Annotated in this window: 14 protein-coding genes; 4 read left to right on the forward strand and 10 right to left on the reverse strand. The window is 57.4% G+C overall.

Translation table 11 applies throughout. The features are described from left to right. Nucleotides 1-4 precede the first annotated feature (4 nt). On the reverse strand, nt 5-1,021 hold the full coding sequence (locus tag MWU55_RS06325; RefSeq protein ID WP_246935021.1) for a hypothetical protein: 1,017 nt from the start codon (nt 1,019-1,021) through the stop codon (nt 5-7). A 77-nt stretch (nt 1,022-1,098) separates the two neighbouring features. Next, entirely contained in the window at nt 1,099-2,742 is a 1,644-nt protein-coding gene (locus MWU55_RS06330; protein ID WP_246935028.1) for an AMP-binding protein, read from the reverse strand. A 108-nt stretch (nt 2,743-2,850) separates the two neighbouring features. Between MWU55_RS06330 and MWU55_RS06335 the strand changes: the two genes are divergently transcribed. Then, nucleotides 2,851-3,756, forward strand: coding sequence for a DMT family transporter (locus tag MWU55_RS06335; RefSeq protein WP_246935030.1), 906 nt, complete (start codon nt 2,851-2,853; stop codon nt 3,754-3,756). A gap of 60 nt (nt 3,757-3,816) precedes the next feature. Here the strand turns inward: MWU55_RS06335 and MWU55_RS06340 are convergent, their stop codons facing one another. The 8 genes from MWU55_RS06340 to MWU55_RS06375 all read right to left on the reverse strand — a co-directional run bounded on the left by MWU55_RS06340 (nt 3,817) and on the right by MWU55_RS06375 (nt 12,190). Beyond that, nucleotides 3,817-6,021: a 3-hydroxyacyl-CoA dehydrogenase NAD-binding domain-containing protein gene (locus MWU55_RS06340; protein ID WP_246935031.1), complete on the reverse strand. Its 2,205-nt coding sequence runs from the start codon at nt 6,019-6,021 to the stop codon at nt 3,817-3,819. A gap of 12 nt (nt 6,022-6,033) precedes the next feature. Continuing rightward, nucleotides 6,034-7,239 carry an acetyl-CoA C-acetyltransferase gene (locus tag MWU55_RS06345; RefSeq protein WP_246935033.1) on the reverse strand — a complete coding sequence of 402 codons (1,206 nt, stop codon included), beginning with the start codon at nt 7,237-7,239 and terminating at the stop codon, nt 6,034-6,036. Between the two features lie 17 nt (nt 7,240-7,256). Next, nucleotides 7,257-7,892 carry a glutathione S-transferase family protein gene (locus MWU55_RS06350; RefSeq protein ID WP_246935035.1) on the reverse strand — a complete coding sequence of 212 codons (636 nt, stop codon included), beginning with the start codon at nt 7,890-7,892 and terminating at the stop codon, nt 7,257-7,259. Between the two features lie 25 nt (nt 7,893-7,917). Continuing rightward, nucleotides 7,918-8,130, reverse strand: coding sequence for a hypothetical protein (locus tag MWU55_RS06355; RefSeq protein WP_246935037.1), 213 nt, complete (start codon nt 8,128-8,130; stop codon nt 7,918-7,920). A 26-nt stretch (nt 8,131-8,156) separates the two neighbouring features. Beyond that, a complete protein-coding gene (locus MWU55_RS06360) occupies nt 8,157-9,929 on the reverse strand; it encodes an acyl-CoA dehydrogenase C-terminal domain-containing protein (protein WP_246935040.1) in 1,773 nt (590 codons plus the stop codon). A 27-nt stretch (nt 9,930-9,956) separates the two neighbouring features. Then, entirely contained in the window at nt 9,957-10,340 is a 384-nt protein-coding gene (locus MWU55_RS06365) for a MerR family DNA-binding transcriptional regulator (protein ID WP_246935042.1), read from the reverse strand. Between the two features lie 269 nt (nt 10,341-10,609). Continuing rightward, on the reverse strand, nt 10,610-10,978 hold the full coding sequence (locus MWU55_RS06370; protein WP_246935043.1) for a MerR family DNA-binding transcriptional regulator: 369 nt from the start codon (nt 10,976-10,978) through the stop codon (nt 10,610-10,612). An 87-nt stretch (nt 10,979-11,065) separates the two neighbouring features. Further along, complete coding sequence (locus MWU55_RS06375) at nt 11,066-12,190, reverse strand: putative manganese transporter (protein ID WP_246935045.1); 1,125 nt, start codon at nt 12,188-12,190, stop codon at nt 11,066-11,068. A 105-nt stretch (nt 12,191-12,295) separates the two neighbouring features. Between MWU55_RS06375 and MWU55_RS06380 the strand changes: the two genes are divergently transcribed. From MWU55_RS06380 to MWU55_RS06390, 3 genes are read left to right on the forward strand one after another with little or no spacing between them, the layout of a single operon-like run. Next, complete coding sequence (locus tag MWU55_RS06380; protein WP_246935047.1) at nt 12,296-12,787, forward strand: PaaI family thioesterase; 492 nt, start codon at nt 12,296-12,298, stop codon at nt 12,785-12,787. Continuing rightward, a complete protein-coding gene (locus tag MWU55_RS06385) occupies nt 12,784-13,293 on the forward strand; it encodes a PaaI family thioesterase (protein ID WP_246935049.1) in 510 nt (169 codons plus the stop codon). Before MWU55_RS06380 ends, MWU55_RS06385 begins: the two co-directional genes overlap by 4 nt. Further along, nucleotides 13,290-14,597: an MATE family efflux transporter gene (locus MWU55_RS06390; protein ID WP_246935050.1), complete on the forward strand. Its 1,308-nt coding sequence runs from the start codon at nt 13,290-13,292 to the stop codon at nt 14,595-14,597. The genes MWU55_RS06385 and MWU55_RS06390 overlap by 4 nt, the downstream gene beginning before the upstream one ends.

Raw genomic sequence — 14,597 nt, forward strand, 5'->3', positions numbered from 1 at the left:
ACAGCTACTCGCCGCAGATGCCTTGCAGCCTGATCCAGTCATCGTCCGTCAGAAGATCACGTGCGCTGGTGATGGGTGTTGGATCCGCTTCAATCAGATCCAAAGTTGTTTCACCCGTCAGATCGAGCGCATAGGCATAGGGGGTGGACGGGACGCCTTGGCCCCCAAAGCGGTTCAACAGGGCTGTTGTCGGCAGATCTGATTGCGGGGCGATCAAGATATCCTCGGCGTATTGATCAATAGACGCATCTGGCAGGTCGCCGGTTGTCAAAAGACGCACCGTACCGCGAAGCTCTACGTGATCCAAAAGGGGCAAAAGTGGGTCTGTTGTTTCCCGGCGCAGCTCTTCTGCCAGCAGGAAACCGGCAATCACGTCCGGATGTTCGAAATCTTCAATCAACGCGCGGTTCACAAGGGTGATATTGCCCGGAAGGTGCTTGCTGGTTTGCACCCCACTTGACAGAACCACGACATGAAGTGCTGAGTTTCCGGTCACGTTTCTGGCCAATCGGCTTAACACAACGCGCCCATCCCGCCCTCGGCATTCTTGCCCGGTGATCCGTCCAATCCGTGCCATGATCCGTTGTCCCAGCGCCGCCCGCGTGGCTTCGGGAACAACGGACACCGTGTAACTACGAAGTGCGCCGGGCAGCCAGAAAACGGTCAGAAGCAGCAAGGACAGAAGCGCACCCGCTGTCACCCAATGACGCAACCGACCGGGATGAGGGCGGCGACGCTCGATCAGTTTGCGCACTTTTTCCAGCGCGCGGATCATGTCTTCGTCGTCTGTTTCCAGCTCTTCGGTGGCATCCTCGCCCGGTATGAAAATCGCAGGGCGTTCGCCGGGATTTACCCGTTGAATCGCAGGCAGTGACCAATGGTTCAACACGTTCTCTCGCATGTCCGAGATCGTCAGCGTGGCGTCGCCCAATGACAACAGAACATCCATCCTCTGCGCGCCTTCTTCAGGGCGCCAGAGTGCTGTGGCCTCAAGCCGATCATATTTAGTAAGGGCCGTCATGTTTGGACGCGGCCTTCTGCTCGTTGTTAATTGCGCTTAGAATAGCGACAACCGATCCGCCCGGCAATTGGAACCGATCAGTCTTGTGATCTTGCCCAATCCCGAAGCTGAAATTTTTGGATCTTGCCGGTCGATGTCTTTGGCAGCTCGCAAAACTCGATCTGTTTCGGAGTTTTAAACCCGGCCAATCGTTCGCGTGCGAAGGCGATCAGCTCTTCCTCGCTGACATCGCATCCATCTTTCAACTCGACATAGGCGCAGGGGATCTCGCCCCATTTGTCATCCGGCTTAGCGACTACGGCACAAAGGCTGACGGCGGGATGGTGCATCAACACACCCTCTACCTCGACCGAGCTGACGTTTTCGCCACCCGAGATGATGATGTCTTTGGATCGGTCGGTGATCTTGATGTAGCCATCCGGGGTTTGATAGGCCACGTCGCCCGAGTGGAAATAACCACCCTGAAAGGCCTCGGCCGTGGCGTCTGGGTTCTTCAAATACCCTTTCATGACCGAGTTTCCACGGATCATGATCTCGCCTGTGGTTTCGCCATCCATCGGAACCTGCGACATGCCTTCATCCAAAACGGTGATGTCTTCCATTTGCGGGAAGGCAACGCCGGTGCGGGCTTTGATTGTCGCGCGATCCTCTTGTGGCAGGTCATCCCATTCAGGCCCGTTCCACAGGCACTCCGTGACATGGCCGTAGGTTTCGGTCAGCCCGTAAACCTGTGTGACGTTGAAGCCCAAAGGTTCAATTGCCGCAAGGATCGCCGCGGCGGGAGGAGCACCTGCAGTGAAGGCCTCGACCACATGATCAAAGGGGCGACGGTCCGCTTCGGGTGCGTTTACGATCAAATTCAGCACAATTGGTGCGCCGCCGAAATGGGTGACCCCTTCGTCCGCGATGGCGTCATAGATGGCTTTGGCAGTGATGGTGCGGCAGCAAACAATCGTGCCCCCAAGAACCGGCATCATCCATGTGTGGTTCCAGTTGTTACAGTGAAACAGCGGTACGATGGTCAGATAGCGCGGATACAGCTGCATATTCCAACTGATCGGGGTGCCCAAAGTCATCAGATAAGCACCGCGGTGGTGATAGACCACGCCCTTGGGGCGTCCTGTTGTGCCAGATGTATAGTTCAGCGCAAGGCTTTCCCATTCGTCCTGAGGCATGATCCAGTCGAAATCGGGATCCCCGCCTGAAAGCAACTCCTCGTATTCTGGGTAGCGGCCCGTGGCAGGAAAACCTGCCTCTGGCGCGGCAACCTCGATGATCTCGGGCATTTGCTTCGCGCCATCCTTTTCCATTTGGGCAAGGGCGGCCTCGGCCAGAGGAAGCAATTCGGTGTCGACCAGAACGGCCTTGGCCGCCCCGTGATCAAAGATATAGGCGACTGTGTCCACATCCAGCCGGGTGTTGATGGTGTTTAGAACCGCCCCGCATGCGGGAATGCCGAAGCTTGCTTCGACATGTGCCAAAGTGTTGTGCAAAAGCGTGCCCACAACATCGCCGGGCTGAATGCCACGTGCTGCAAGGGCCGAGGCAAGACGGGTTACGCGCGTATGATAGTCGGCATAAGTAAGCCGCCGATCCCCATCGATAACGGCTTCGCGGTTTGGAAAAACAAGGGCTGCGCGTTTCAAATGCGACAGAGGCGTTAAGGGCACAAAGTTTGCTGCACATTTGTCCAGCCCGCGTTCATCCTGCATCCAACCCATTTGCATCCTCCCAGTGCGAATTTCCGTTGTGTGTCGTTTTCCGAGTGGACCTTACGATACCCACTGTGGTCAATGGCGTGGTGCGCTTTTTTAAGGAAGGAAAACGACATGACGGCGGATAAGCCTATGGTCGCGGCCGGTTTGATCATCGCAACGATGTTCTTGCTGGGCTTCTTTGACAATTTGGTCCGCCAGATCGCACCAGATGTTGGATTGTGGCAATTTCATCTGTTTCGCTCACTCATCGCGCTGCCGTTTCTTGTCGGGATCTCTGCAATGGGTTGGGTCAATATGCGGGCAATCCGCAAATGGGCTGTTATGCTGCGGGGAGGATTGGCGGCATTTGCGATACTCATCTATTTTGGATGTCTTGGCTTTTTGCCTGTGGGGCAAGTCGCGGCAGGGCTGTTCACGGCCCCGATCTGGGTCATGCTGATCTCAGCCATATTCCTGGGGAAGCCCATTGGTATGACGCGAATGGCGGCGGCGTTGATTGGCTTTGCAGGCGTTCTGATCGTGCTCAACCCGTTTGAAGATGGTCTGAGCCTGATCGCATTGGTCCCGATCGCCGCCGGAGTGATCTATGCGATCGGTTCGATCGCAACGCGCCAGTGGTGTGAAGGTGAAAGTGCCGCGGCCATGTTGTTTTTCTTTTTCCTTTGGCTGGGCCTATTTGGCTTGATCGGCTCGCTGATCCTAAATTTGGCCGTTTCGGCAGAAGATGGAACCGATCCCGGCTATCTTTTGCGAGGCTTTGTCTGGCCAACAGCATGGTCTTGGCTGTTGATTGCCGCGCAGGCCTTTGGATCGCTTTTGGCAGTTGGACTGCTGTTTCGTGCCTATCAACTGGCGGATGCGGCACAGGTATCCGTCTACGAGTACTCGATGCTTCCCTTCGCTGCTGTTTGGAGCTTGCTGCTGTATGGAGAGCCGATCCGGTTCAACGCCATCATAGGGATGGCTTTGATCGTCGTGTCAGGTGTCGTGATTTCGATACGCTCACGACAGGGTTAAGAAAACAGACGGGCAAAAGAAAACGGCCCGGAGTTCACCGGGCCGTTCTTTGTCTTTTTATCAGGCAGCTTCAGACGCGCTGTCAAAACGGCCATAGAAGGTGTCACCTTTTTCGGCCAGATCACGCAGAAGCGAAGGTGTTGTGAATCGCGCGCCGTTAGCGTCGGTCAGGCCGTCGCAGATCTCGACCGCTTTGCCTGCGCCGATCATATCCAGCCAGCTAAACGGACCACCCGACCAAGGGGCAAAGCCCCACGCCAGGATCGCGCCCACGTCGCCTTCGCGGATGTCTTCCAGCACGCCTTCTTCCAGCGCGCGGACGGCTTCCAGAACCTGGCTCATCATCAGGCGATGCTTCACCTCGGTCAGGTCGGGCTGATCGTCTGCCAGCGGGAACTTGTCGCCAAGTCCTTCCCACAGACCGGTGCGCTTGCCCTTTTCATCGTAGTTATAGAAACCAGCGTTTGACTTGCGGCCCAAGCGACCTTCGTCAGCCATCCAGAAGATGATATCGTCGACTGCTGCGTCGGGGTACGCGTCGCCCATGGCGGCTTTCGTCGCCTTAGCGATTTTCACGCCCAAATCGATCGAAGTTTCGTCGACCAGTTGCAGCGGCCCAACCGGGAAGCCCAGCAGTTTCGCAGCGCCTTCGACCAGTGCAGGCGAGACGCCTTCACCAACCATGCGCATGCCTTCGTTGATGTACGGAATGATGCAGCGGTTGCAGTAGAAGAAGCGCGCGTCGTTCACGACAATTGGCGTTTTGCGGATCTGGCGCACATAGTCGAGCGCTTTGGCGACCGCACGACCACCAGTCTCTTTGCCCTTGATGATCTCGACCAGCATCATGCGTTCAACCGGCGAGAAGAAGTGGATGCCGATGAACTGGTCGGGACGTTCAGACGCCTTGGCCAGCTCGGTGATCGGCAGGGTCGAGGTGTTGGTGGCATAGATGCAATCGGGGCCAACCACGGCCTCAACCTTCTTGGTCATCTCGGCTTTCACGCCCACGTCTTCAAAGACCGCTTCGATGATCAGGTCGGCACCCTTCAGCGCCTCCAGATCGGTGGTCGCGGTGATTGCCGACAGCACGGCCTCTTTCTTCTCGGGGGTGGCTTTCTTGCGAGCGATGCCCTTGTCCAAATAGCCTTCGGAATACGCTTTGCCGCGATCTGCGGCTTCCTGCGTTTGGTCGATCAGGACGACTTCCATTCCAGCCATGGCGGATACCAGCGCGATGCCGGCCCCCATCATGCCTGCGCCCAGAACGCCGACTTTCTTGACCGATTGGTCGTCGACATCTTTCGGACGCACAGCGCCTTTTTCCAGAGCCTGCTTGTTGATGAACAGCGAGCGGATCATGGCAGACGAGGAAGGATTCATCAGCACGTTCACGAACCAGCGACATTCCACGCGCAGCGCGTCGTCAAAGGGTACCATCGCACCTTCATAGACCGCCGCCAGCAGGGCCTTTGCCGCCGGATAGACGCCATTGGTCTTTCCGTGGATCATCGCGGCTGCACCAACGAAGGTCTGGAACCCTGCGGGGTGATAGGGTGCGCCGCCGGGCATCTTATAGCCCTTGGCGTCCCACGGTTTCACGATGTCCGTGTCGGTTGCGTTCAAAACCCACTCTTTCGCGCGGGCTTGCAACTCGTCAGCCGGAACAACTTCATCAATTAGGCCAGCGGATTTGGCTTTGTCGGGTGATACGGTCTTGCCTTCCAGCAGGAAGGGGGCCGCTGCCATTGCACCCATCTTGCGCACAAGGCGCGTGGTGCCGCCTGCGCCCGGGAAGATGCCGACCATGATCTCAGGCAGGCCGATCTTGGCCTTCGGGTTGTCCGCCGCAATGATGCGGTGACAGGCCAGCGGGATCTCCAGACCGATGCCAAGCGCGATGCCGGGAAGGGCGGCGACAATCGGCTTGCCGCCTTTGTTGGTCTTGGGGTCCATACCCGCGCGCTCAATCTTGCGCAGCGCGCCGTGCATCGACATGATGCCGTCAAACAGGCCCTTGGCAGGGTTGTCGCCCGCGTCGCTTTTCATCTGAGCGATCACGTTCAGGTCCATCCCGCCAGCAAAGTCTTTCTTTGCCGAAGTGATGATTGCGCCCTTCACGTTGTCGTCGGACAGCACAGTGTCGACATGCCCGTTCAGTTCTTCAAGCGCAGCATAGGACAGCACGTTCATGCTTTTGCCAGGAACATCCCAAGCGATGGTGGCGACGCCGTCGGCGTCCACGGAATAGTGAAAATCAGCCATTGTTACGTCTCCTTACACGCGTTCGATGATGGTTGCGGCACCCATGCCCGAGCCGATGCAAAGCGTGGCCAGACCGGTTTCCTTGTCGGTACGCTCCATCTCGTCCAGAAGCGCGCTGAGGATCATGGCGCCAGTGCCTCCCAGCGGGTGGCCCATGGCAATCGCGCCGCCGTTCACGTTCACCTTGTTGGTGTCCGCGTCGAAGGCTTGAATGAAGCGCAGCACGACGGATGCGAAGGCTTCGTTCACTTCAAACAGGTCGATGTCGCCGAATTTCATGCCAGCTGCTTGCAACACACGCTCGGTCGCGGGGACCGGGCCGGTTAGCATGATCGTTGGATCGGTGCCGACTTTAGACGTCGCCTTAACGCGCGCGCGTGGTTTCAGGCCGTGACGCTCGCCGAACTCCTTGTTGCCGATCAGGATCGCAGCAGACCCATCGGCAATACCCGACGAGTTACCGGCGTGGTGCACGTGGTTGATCTTTTCCAGATGCGGGTATTTCAGCAGAGCCACGGCATCAAAGCCGGGCATCTGTTCGCCCATCATCTGGAACGATGGGTTCAATCCGCCCAGCGTTTGCATCGTGGTTTCGCGGATCATCTCGTCCTGTTCCATCACGGTCAGGCCGTTCTGATCAGTGACGGGGACGATCGACTTGAACCGGCCACCCGCACGGGCAGCTGCTGCGCGTTTTTGGCTTTCCACAGCATAGGCGTCACAGTCGTCGCGCGAGAACCCGTATTCGGTCGCAATGATGTCAGCCGAGATGCCCTGGGGCACGAAGTAAGCCTTCATCGCCAGATGCGGATCAGCAGCGATCGCGCCACCATCCATGCCCATTGGCACGCGGCTCATGCTTTCCACGCCACCAGCGATGTAGGCGTCACCCGCCCCACCACGAACTTGGTTGGCCGCCATGTTTACAGCTTCCAAACCCGAGGCGCAGAAGCGGTTGATCGACACGCCAGGAATACGCTCGTCCAGATCGGAATACAGCACCGATGAACGGGCCAGACAGGCACCTTGTTCACCCACTTGGGTCACGTTGCCCCAGATCACATCCTCAACGGCGTGGCCTTCAAGGTTGTTACGCTCTTTCAGCGCGTTCAGCGCAATGGAAGACAGGCGAACGGCTGTCACTTCGTGCAAAGTGCCGTCTTTTTTGCCTTTGCCACGCGGGGTGCGCACGGCGTCATAGATATAGGCGTCGGTCATCATTGATCCTTTCGAAATCACGCGCGGTCCGCAGGGGAACCGGGCATCAGGTCATAGGGGTGTTTCCAGCCGGGCGTTTCCGAGATCCGGGTCAGCCAGGCGTCAATTGTGGGCCATTCGGCGCGGTCAAAGCCGAAGGGTTCGGGATAATACAGGTATCCGCAGCACGAGATGTCAGCGATGGTCAGTTGGTCACCAACCAGCCAATCACGGTCAGAAAGCTCGTTTTCCAGTACTTGGTATGCGGATTTGAGGCGCGCCTGATTGAAGGCGATCACCTCTTGTGGGCGTTTGTCTTCGGGCAGGAAGTTCATCAGGAACCGGGTCAGCCCAGCGGTCGAGGACATTTTATGATTGTCCCAAAACTGCCAGCGCAAAATTTCGCGCCGCTCAGCCGCGCTGCGTCCGCCCAACTTTCCAGATTTCGAAGCGACATAATCCTGCATCACGCCGGATTGGGTCAGCGTCACGTCCCCGTCGATCAAAACGGGCACTTCGCCCATTGGGTTTAGTTCGCGAAACTCAGGAGTGCGCGTTTCGCCACCAAAGAAATCAACGAAGACCGGCTCCCATTCAAGGCCGGACAGTTCAAGCGCAAGTGCGGCCTTATAGGCATTTCCACTTTCGCCGAAGCAGTAGAGTTTGATCGTCATGGCGTCCCCTCCCAGAGATGTTGTTTCAGCGTTTGCGTGCGTCGAGTTCGGCGGTGAACAGGCACAGGCGCGCATCCAGATTTTCTTGGTTTGTCACGCTGTCAAAGTGTTCGAAGAGAAATGACAGAGCTTCATTTTCATCAAGCCCTGCACTCTGCGCGAAACGTTTCAGCCGGCGATAGCCCTCCTCTGTCATTGCGCAGGGGAAGCGGCGGGTCAGCTTGAAACGTTTCGGCATGATCTCTCCTTACATGTTCACCCGGATCAGAACGCGTCTGCGTCCAAGGCCATGACAGTGTCCGCACCGCTTTCGATCCGTGACAGATGCATGGACGTGGCGGGCAGGCGGCGTGCCATATAGTAGCGCGCTGTGGTCAGCTTGGTCTCGTAAAACGCTACGTCGCCTTCGCCAGTTGCCAAAGCGTCCAGTGCTGCACGTGCCTGACGCGCCCACATGTAGCCAAGGCAGACATGACCAAAGAGGTGCATGAAGTCATAGGACCCAGCCAGTGCATTGTTAGGGTTCTTCGCAGCAGATTGCATGAAATACATGGCCGAGGCTTGCAGGTGCTTCGACGCCGTTTTCAGCGGTTCGATGAAGTCTTTCATCTCGTCGCTATCCTGCTCTTTGCAATAGGATTTCACCATCTCGAAGAACGCCATGATCGGCTTGCCACCATCGGCAGCCAGCTTGCGGCCCACAAGGTCCAGCGCCTGAACGCCGTTTGCACCTTCATAGATCTGTGTAATGCGGGCATCGCGGGTGAACTGGCTCATGCCATGTTCTTCGATATAGCCGTGGCCGCCATAGACCTGCTGTGCCAGCACGGTCATGTCGTAGCCCTGATCGGTTAGGAAGCCTTTCAGAACCGGGGTCATCAAGCTGATCAGCCCATCTGCGTCTTTGTCTTCCGAGCGATGCGCTTGGTCGATCAGCTGCGCCCCCCACAGAAGGAACGCACGCGCGCCTTCACAGAAGCTTTTCTGATCCATTAGTGAACGGCGGATGTCCGGGTGTACGATCAGCGGATCGGCCGGGCCATCGGGGTTCTTCACGCCGGTCACATCACGTCCTTGCAGGCGGTCTTTGGCGTAGATCACCGCGTTTTGATACGCAGCCTCTGCCTGTGCCAGACCCTGCATGGCCACGCCCAGACGTGCTTCGTTCATCATGGTGAACATGGCACGCATGCCTTTGTGTTCCGTGCCCAGCAGATAACCCGTCGCTTCGTCATAGTTCATGACGCAGGTCGAGTTTCCGTGGATGCCCATCTTGTGTTCAATATTGCCAACCGAGACACCGTTACGCGCACCAACCGAGCCATCATCGTTCACGTTGAACTTCGGTACGATGAACAGCGACACACCTTTGATTCCTTCCGGACCGCCGGGAATCTTTGCCAGTACAAGGTGAATGACGTTGTCCGACATGTCGTGGTCACCGGCAGAGATAAAGATCTTCTGGCCCGAGATTTTGAAAGACCCATCGTCCTGCGGTTCCGCTTTGGTGCGCATCAGGCCCAGATCGGTGCCGCAATGCGGTTCCGTCAGGTTCATGGTGCCGGTCCATTCACAGCTGACCATCTTGGGCAGATAGGTTGCTTTTTGCTCGTCCGTGCCATGCGCCAGAATGGCCGACGCCGCTCCGTGGGTCAGGCCCTGATACATTGTGAAAGCCTGGTTCGCGGCGGAAAACATCTCGCCCACCGCGGTTCCGAGCAGAACTGGCATGTTCTGGCCGCCGAATTCTTCTGGCATGTCCAGACCGGTCCAGCCGCCTTCTTTCATTTGCTCGAAAGCGTCCTTGAAACCCGTGGGCGTGTAAACCACACCGTTTTCCAGCCGACAGCCTTCCTGATCACCCACAACATTCAGCGGGGTCAGAACCTCGCTTGCCACCTTGCCGGCTTCTTCCAGCACAGCGCTGGTAAAGTCGGGTTCAAGATCGGCGTAACCGGGGATATCCGATTGATCGGCCTTAAGCACATCGTGCAACAGGAAAGCCATGTCTTTGGTGGGCGCGGTATAGCTGGGCATGTTCAAGCGTCCTTTCTGGTGTTCACATTATTCGTCGAATGAGGCGATTTTCTTATCCGCCCATTCCAGTTGCTCTGTCAGATCGGCGATTGCATCCGTCAGCTCTTCTCGTTGGCGCTTCAGGCCTTCCAGATGCCCGCGTGCGACCTCGACGGTGCGCATAAGCTGGGTCTGTTGTTGGTCCCCCATATCGTAGAGGTCCAAGAGCTGGCGGATTTCTTCCAGTGCAAAACCAAAACGTTTGCCGCGCAGAATCAGCTTCAGGCGCGCGCGATCGCGTTTGGTGAACAGTCGCTTCTGGCCTTCCCGGATAGGGGAAAGCAGCTCTTTTGCTTCATAAAAGCGAAGCGTGCGCGCGGTCACGTCGAACGCATCGCACATTTGACGAATGGTCATAAGGTCGTCGGTCATTCGATACTCCATACATTCCGACACTGGCCGAACATCTGACCAGGTCTGTGTACTATATAGGTTGACGTTTACGTAAATGTAACGTGACGTCGCGTCCTTTCTTGTCGTGGCGTAAAGCCTGTTTTGAAAGGGGAACGGCAACGATTTGATTTTCAAACGAAAATCGGCTGACCTAGGGGAAGCAAAGATTTGCCGGTGAATTCATGAAATTCACCAGTGCGGCTGCCTTTACGGCAGATCTACCTCGAATCGCAGTTGTATTGCCTGCTTCAGCTTAGACCTGAAGCCACGTCATCGCGCAGTTTTTGAAGATCGGTAATACTTTCCACCAGCTCTTCTTGCTGTTCGCGAAGCGCCTTGAGCTGGCGGTCCGCCAAATCGACCCATGCGCGGTTTTGGGCGTCCGTACCTTTTTCATCATAGATCAAAAGCCACTGGCGCAGCTCTTCCAATGAAAAGCCAAAACGCCGCCCTCGCAGAATCAGCGTCATGCGGGCAACTTCGCGCGGGGTGTAGAACCGAGAGCGACCTTCCTTCTCGGGATTCAGAAGCTCGATATACTCATAATATCTAAGCGTACGCGGGGTTACGTCGAACTTTGCGCACATTTCTTTGAATGTCAGCCGGTCCTCGGACATCGCGCCCCCCTTGGTTGGTCTTCACCCAACCGTAAAGGAGCGCGCGCGTCGGTGCAATTCAGTAGAACCACCCAATTCGCTCGGATGTTAGTTCATGAAGCCTGGAGCCAAGAAATAGAACGCATAGGCCAGGATCATCGCCGGGATGGTGGAATAGAGCGTCGCATAGATCGCAGCTTTCGGGTTCAGCGCAATGGCGGGGAAAAGTGCATCCCCGTCGTTTGACACGGCGTTCCCCATCAGTGCCGCGAAGGGGATGACGCCATTCAGGTAAAGCGTGGTGACCAGTACCTGCGGTCCGCATCCGGGGACCAGCCCGATCAGAACGCCCATCAGCGGCAAAAGCGGAGCGACGGATTGGAACAGAAGTTCAAGGTCGAGCCCGCCAAACTCGGCCACATAGTCATAGGCCAGATAGGCACCGATCACCCAGACCGAGATAAAGCTGGTCTCTTCAGCCATACGCGTGACGGGGCTGTCTTTGGCGTTTGTCATGGCCGAGACTTTAGAGGTCGCCCACATGGTCAACCCAAGGAAAGTGCCAATAAGTGCCAGATACATGATTGGAAGGCCAAACATGTGGCTGACATCGATCTGGCCAAGTTGCATGGCGCCGACATAGAAGCCGGGGATTGCCAGCAACAGATATGCGATGTCTTGTGGGCGGGTTTTCCCAATTAATGGGGCCAACTCGCAGCTTGCCAAGGTCGAGGCGCGGTATTCCACTGTGTGGAAATAGTCCACCAGCCAACCCGACAAGATGCCAACAGCCAAAGACAAGGGAAGGACCACTATTGCGGCATCCGGGCGCGTGGCGATCAACAAGAATGCAGCGTCACCCATGGTCGCAGTCAGTGTCGCGACCACAGCGCCAAATCCAACATGACCTGAGCTATAAGCAGCAACGACAACAACGGCTCCGCCACATCCCGGTGTGGTGCCCAGCAGCGCGGCCAGCGGGACTTGCGCGCGCTTTGCGTTCGATAGAACTTCGCCAATGTCGAAGTTGAAAAGCCGTTCGGCCCCGTAAAACAAAAGCAGCGTCGCGGCGACGAACACAGACACCTGCACATAGGCGTCGGTCATCAATTCGCGTGTCAGCTCTCCTAAATGGCCGGGAGCCAGAGCAAGAACTACGAAAGCCGCCAAAACCATCAGGCGTTTGGGGCGCATTACGCCCATCGGGGCGGTAAGGGAGGCTGTGTCGCTCATCTTGTCACTTTTATTGCGAATAATTCTTAATTGCGAAAGTAGGGTCTGGACGCAGGGATTGCAAGCGCCAATAAATATGCCAAGCAACAAGCAAGAGGCGCACCCATGATCAAGGGACTAACCCCCGAGAAAAAAGCCGAGATTGCCCGGAAGTTTACCGAGGCGATCCCTCATTGCGGCGCGCTTGGTATGACGCTTGATGATTTGGGCGATGGCGAGGCCGTGATGTCCTTGCCGTATGACGAGAAGCTTATTGGTGACCCACGTACAGGCGTGATCCATGGCGGCGCTGTGTCGGCATTGCTGGATACGTGCTGTGGGTCTGCCGTGATGAGCCATCCAAATGCGCCTGCAATTACGGCCACGATTGATCTGCGCATCGATTACATGCGTCCTGCAACGCCCGGCCAAAAGATAACCGCAAAGGCAACGTGCTATCATGTCACGCGCTCGGTCGCGTTTGTGCGTGCGGTGGCGTTGGACGAAGACGAGGGTCGGCCCGTGGCAACCGCCACTGGCGCGTTCACAGCAGATGGCGACCCCAAGCGCCGTTCGACGGAAATCTCTAGCGAGATTACAGGCGAGGCGAGCACATGAGCCAATCACGCAAACGTCCCGAGCCCGTCGAAGTGGTGAAACAACGCCGCGACGTCGCCCTTGCAGGGCTGGTCGACGGCATTCCGTATGTGCAGTTCCTTGGCATCAAGATCGAACGACATGGCGACGAGCTGACCGCTGTCTTGCCCTTTGACGAAAAACTGATCGGCAATCCACTTCTGCCCGCAATTCATGGCGGTGTGACTGCGGCGTTTTTGGAAACGGCCGCGGTTATCCAGCTTAGCTGGGCGACACTGTGGGAAGATATGGAAAGCGGCGTGTTGGACCCAACAACGCTTGGCCCGGAAAACATGCCTTACCTGCCAAAGACGATTGATTTTTCCATCGACTATCTGCGCTCGGGCTTGCCACGTGACGCCTATGCGCGTGCACGCGTAGTACGGCAGGGGCGGCGCTATGCGTCCGTTCATGTGGAAGCCTGGCAGGACCAACGCGGTAAACTTTATGCGCAGGCCACTGGGCATTTCCTGATGCCAAACTCGTGACAAATTCTCTCACCCATCGCCGCATTCTGGCGGTCGCGGGCCCTATTGTTCTGTCCAATGTGACCGTGCCCATTCTGGGGCTGGTCGACACGGGCGTGATTGGACAAATGGGGACGGCGGCTCCGATTGGGGCAGTCGGCATTGGCGCGGTGATCCTGTCGAGCCTCTATTGGGTGTTCGGCTTCTTGCGCATGGGGACAACCGGATTGACCGCGCAGGCCCATGGGGCCGGACGGACTGGCGAAGTCGCCGCGATGCTGACGCGCGCGCTGATGATCGCAGCCATCGGCGGGCTAGGACTGATCCTTCTGCAACTGCCGCTTTTCTGGGCGGCGTTCCAACTCGCCCCAGCCTCACCCGAGGTCGAGGCTATGGCGCGCGACTACATGTCCATCCGTATCTGGGGGGCCCCCTTTGCGATCTCGGTCTATGCGTTCACCGGCTGGCTGATCGCGCTAGAACGCGCACGCGCCGTGCTGGTGCTTCAGGTGGCCATGAACGGCGTAAACATCGCGTTAGACCTGTGGTTCGTCTTGGGACTGGGCTGGGGCGTCGAAGGCGTGGCCATCGCCACTCTGATCGCCGAGTTCACGGGCGGCGCGCTGGGGCTTTGGCTCTGCCGTGACATGTTTGGGTCCCCAGCTTGGCGCGACTGGGTGCGTGTGTTGGACGGGCCGACCTTGAAAAACATGGCGGTGGTGAATACGGACATCTTGATCCGCTCGCTTCTGCTGATGGCGGTGTTCACCAGCTTCATGTTCTACGGCGCAGGTCTGTCGGATGCCGAGCTTGCGGCCAATCAGGTGTTGATGCAGTTCTTGCATGTCACGGCATATGCAATGGATGGGTTCGCCTTTGGAGCCGAAACCTTTGTCGGGCAAGCACTTGGGGCCAAGAACCGGGTGGCACTCAGGCGGGCATCGGTGATGTCGAGCTTCTGGGGTGCGGGGATTTCCTGCGCATTGGCGCTGGGCTTCGTGGTTTTGGGAAGTTGGGCCATCAACGTTATGACAACGGCAGAAGAAGTGCGCCAAGTCGCCCGCATTTTCCTGCCCTATATGGTGCTGGCCCCACTTTTGGGTTGGCCCGCTTGGATGCTCGACGGCATTTTCATCGGGGCCACGCGCACGGGCGACATGCGCAACATGATGGTGATCTCTGCGGTGATTTACTTTGCAGCAGTCTATGCACTGATGCCGAGCCTTGGAAATCACGGGCTTTGGGTGGCCCTTCTGGTATCGTTCATCGCGCGCGGGGCGACGCTTGGCTGGCGTTACCCGGCACTGGAGCGTGCGGCGTCCTAA

The sequence above is a fragment of the Aliiroseovarius sp. F20344 genome (genome assembly GCF_023016155.1).
GTDB lineage: Bacteria > Pseudomonadota > Alphaproteobacteria > Rhodobacterales > Rhodobacteraceae > Aliiroseovarius.

Excerpts from the sequence above, each read along its gene's own strand:
- MWU55_RS06325 (WP_246935021.1), bottom strand. The coding sequence starts at position 1,021 with ATGACGGCCCTTACTAAATATGATCGGCTTGAGGCCACAGCACTCTGG.
- MWU55_RS06330 (WP_246935028.1), bottom strand. The coding sequence starts at position 2,742 with ATGGGTTGGATGCAGGATGAACGCGGGCTGGACAAATGTGCAGCAAAC.
- MWU55_RS06335 (WP_246935030.1), top strand. The coding sequence starts at position 2,851 with ATGACGGCGGATAAGCCTATGGTCGCGGCCGGTTTGATCATCGCAACG.
- MWU55_RS06340 (WP_246935031.1), bottom strand. The coding sequence starts at position 6,021 with ATGGCTGATTTTCACTATTCCGTGGACGCCGACGGCGTCGCCACCATC.
- MWU55_RS06345 (WP_246935033.1), bottom strand. The coding sequence starts at position 7,239 with ATGACCGACGCCTATATCTATGACGCCGTGCGCACCCCGCGTGGCAAA.
- MWU55_RS06350 (WP_246935035.1), bottom strand. The coding sequence starts at position 7,892 with ATGACGATCAAACTCTACTGCTTCGGCGAAAGTGGAAATGCCTATAAG.
- MWU55_RS06355 (WP_246935037.1), bottom strand. The coding sequence starts at position 8,130 with ATGCCGAAACGTTTCAAGCTGACCCGCCGCTTCCCCTGCGCAATGACA.
- MWU55_RS06360 (WP_246935040.1), bottom strand. The coding sequence starts at position 9,929 with ATGCCCAGCTATACCGCGCCCACCAAAGACATGGCTTTCCTGTTGCAC.
- MWU55_RS06365 (WP_246935042.1), bottom strand. The coding sequence starts at position 10,340 with ATGACCGACGACCTTATGACCATTCGTCAAATGTGCGATGCGTTCGAC.
- MWU55_RS06370 (WP_246935043.1), bottom strand. The coding sequence starts at position 10,978 with ATGTCCGAGGACCGGCTGACATTCAAAGAAATGTGCGCAAAGTTCGAC.
- MWU55_RS06375 (WP_246935045.1), bottom strand. The coding sequence starts at position 12,190 with ATGAGCGACACAGCCTCCCTTACCGCCCCGATGGGCGTAATGCGCCCC.
- MWU55_RS06380 (WP_246935047.1), top strand. The coding sequence starts at position 12,296 with ATGATCAAGGGACTAACCCCCGAGAAAAAAGCCGAGATTGCCCGGAAG.
- MWU55_RS06385 (WP_246935049.1), top strand. The coding sequence starts at position 12,784 with ATGAGCCAATCACGCAAACGTCCCGAGCCCGTCGAAGTGGTGAAACAA.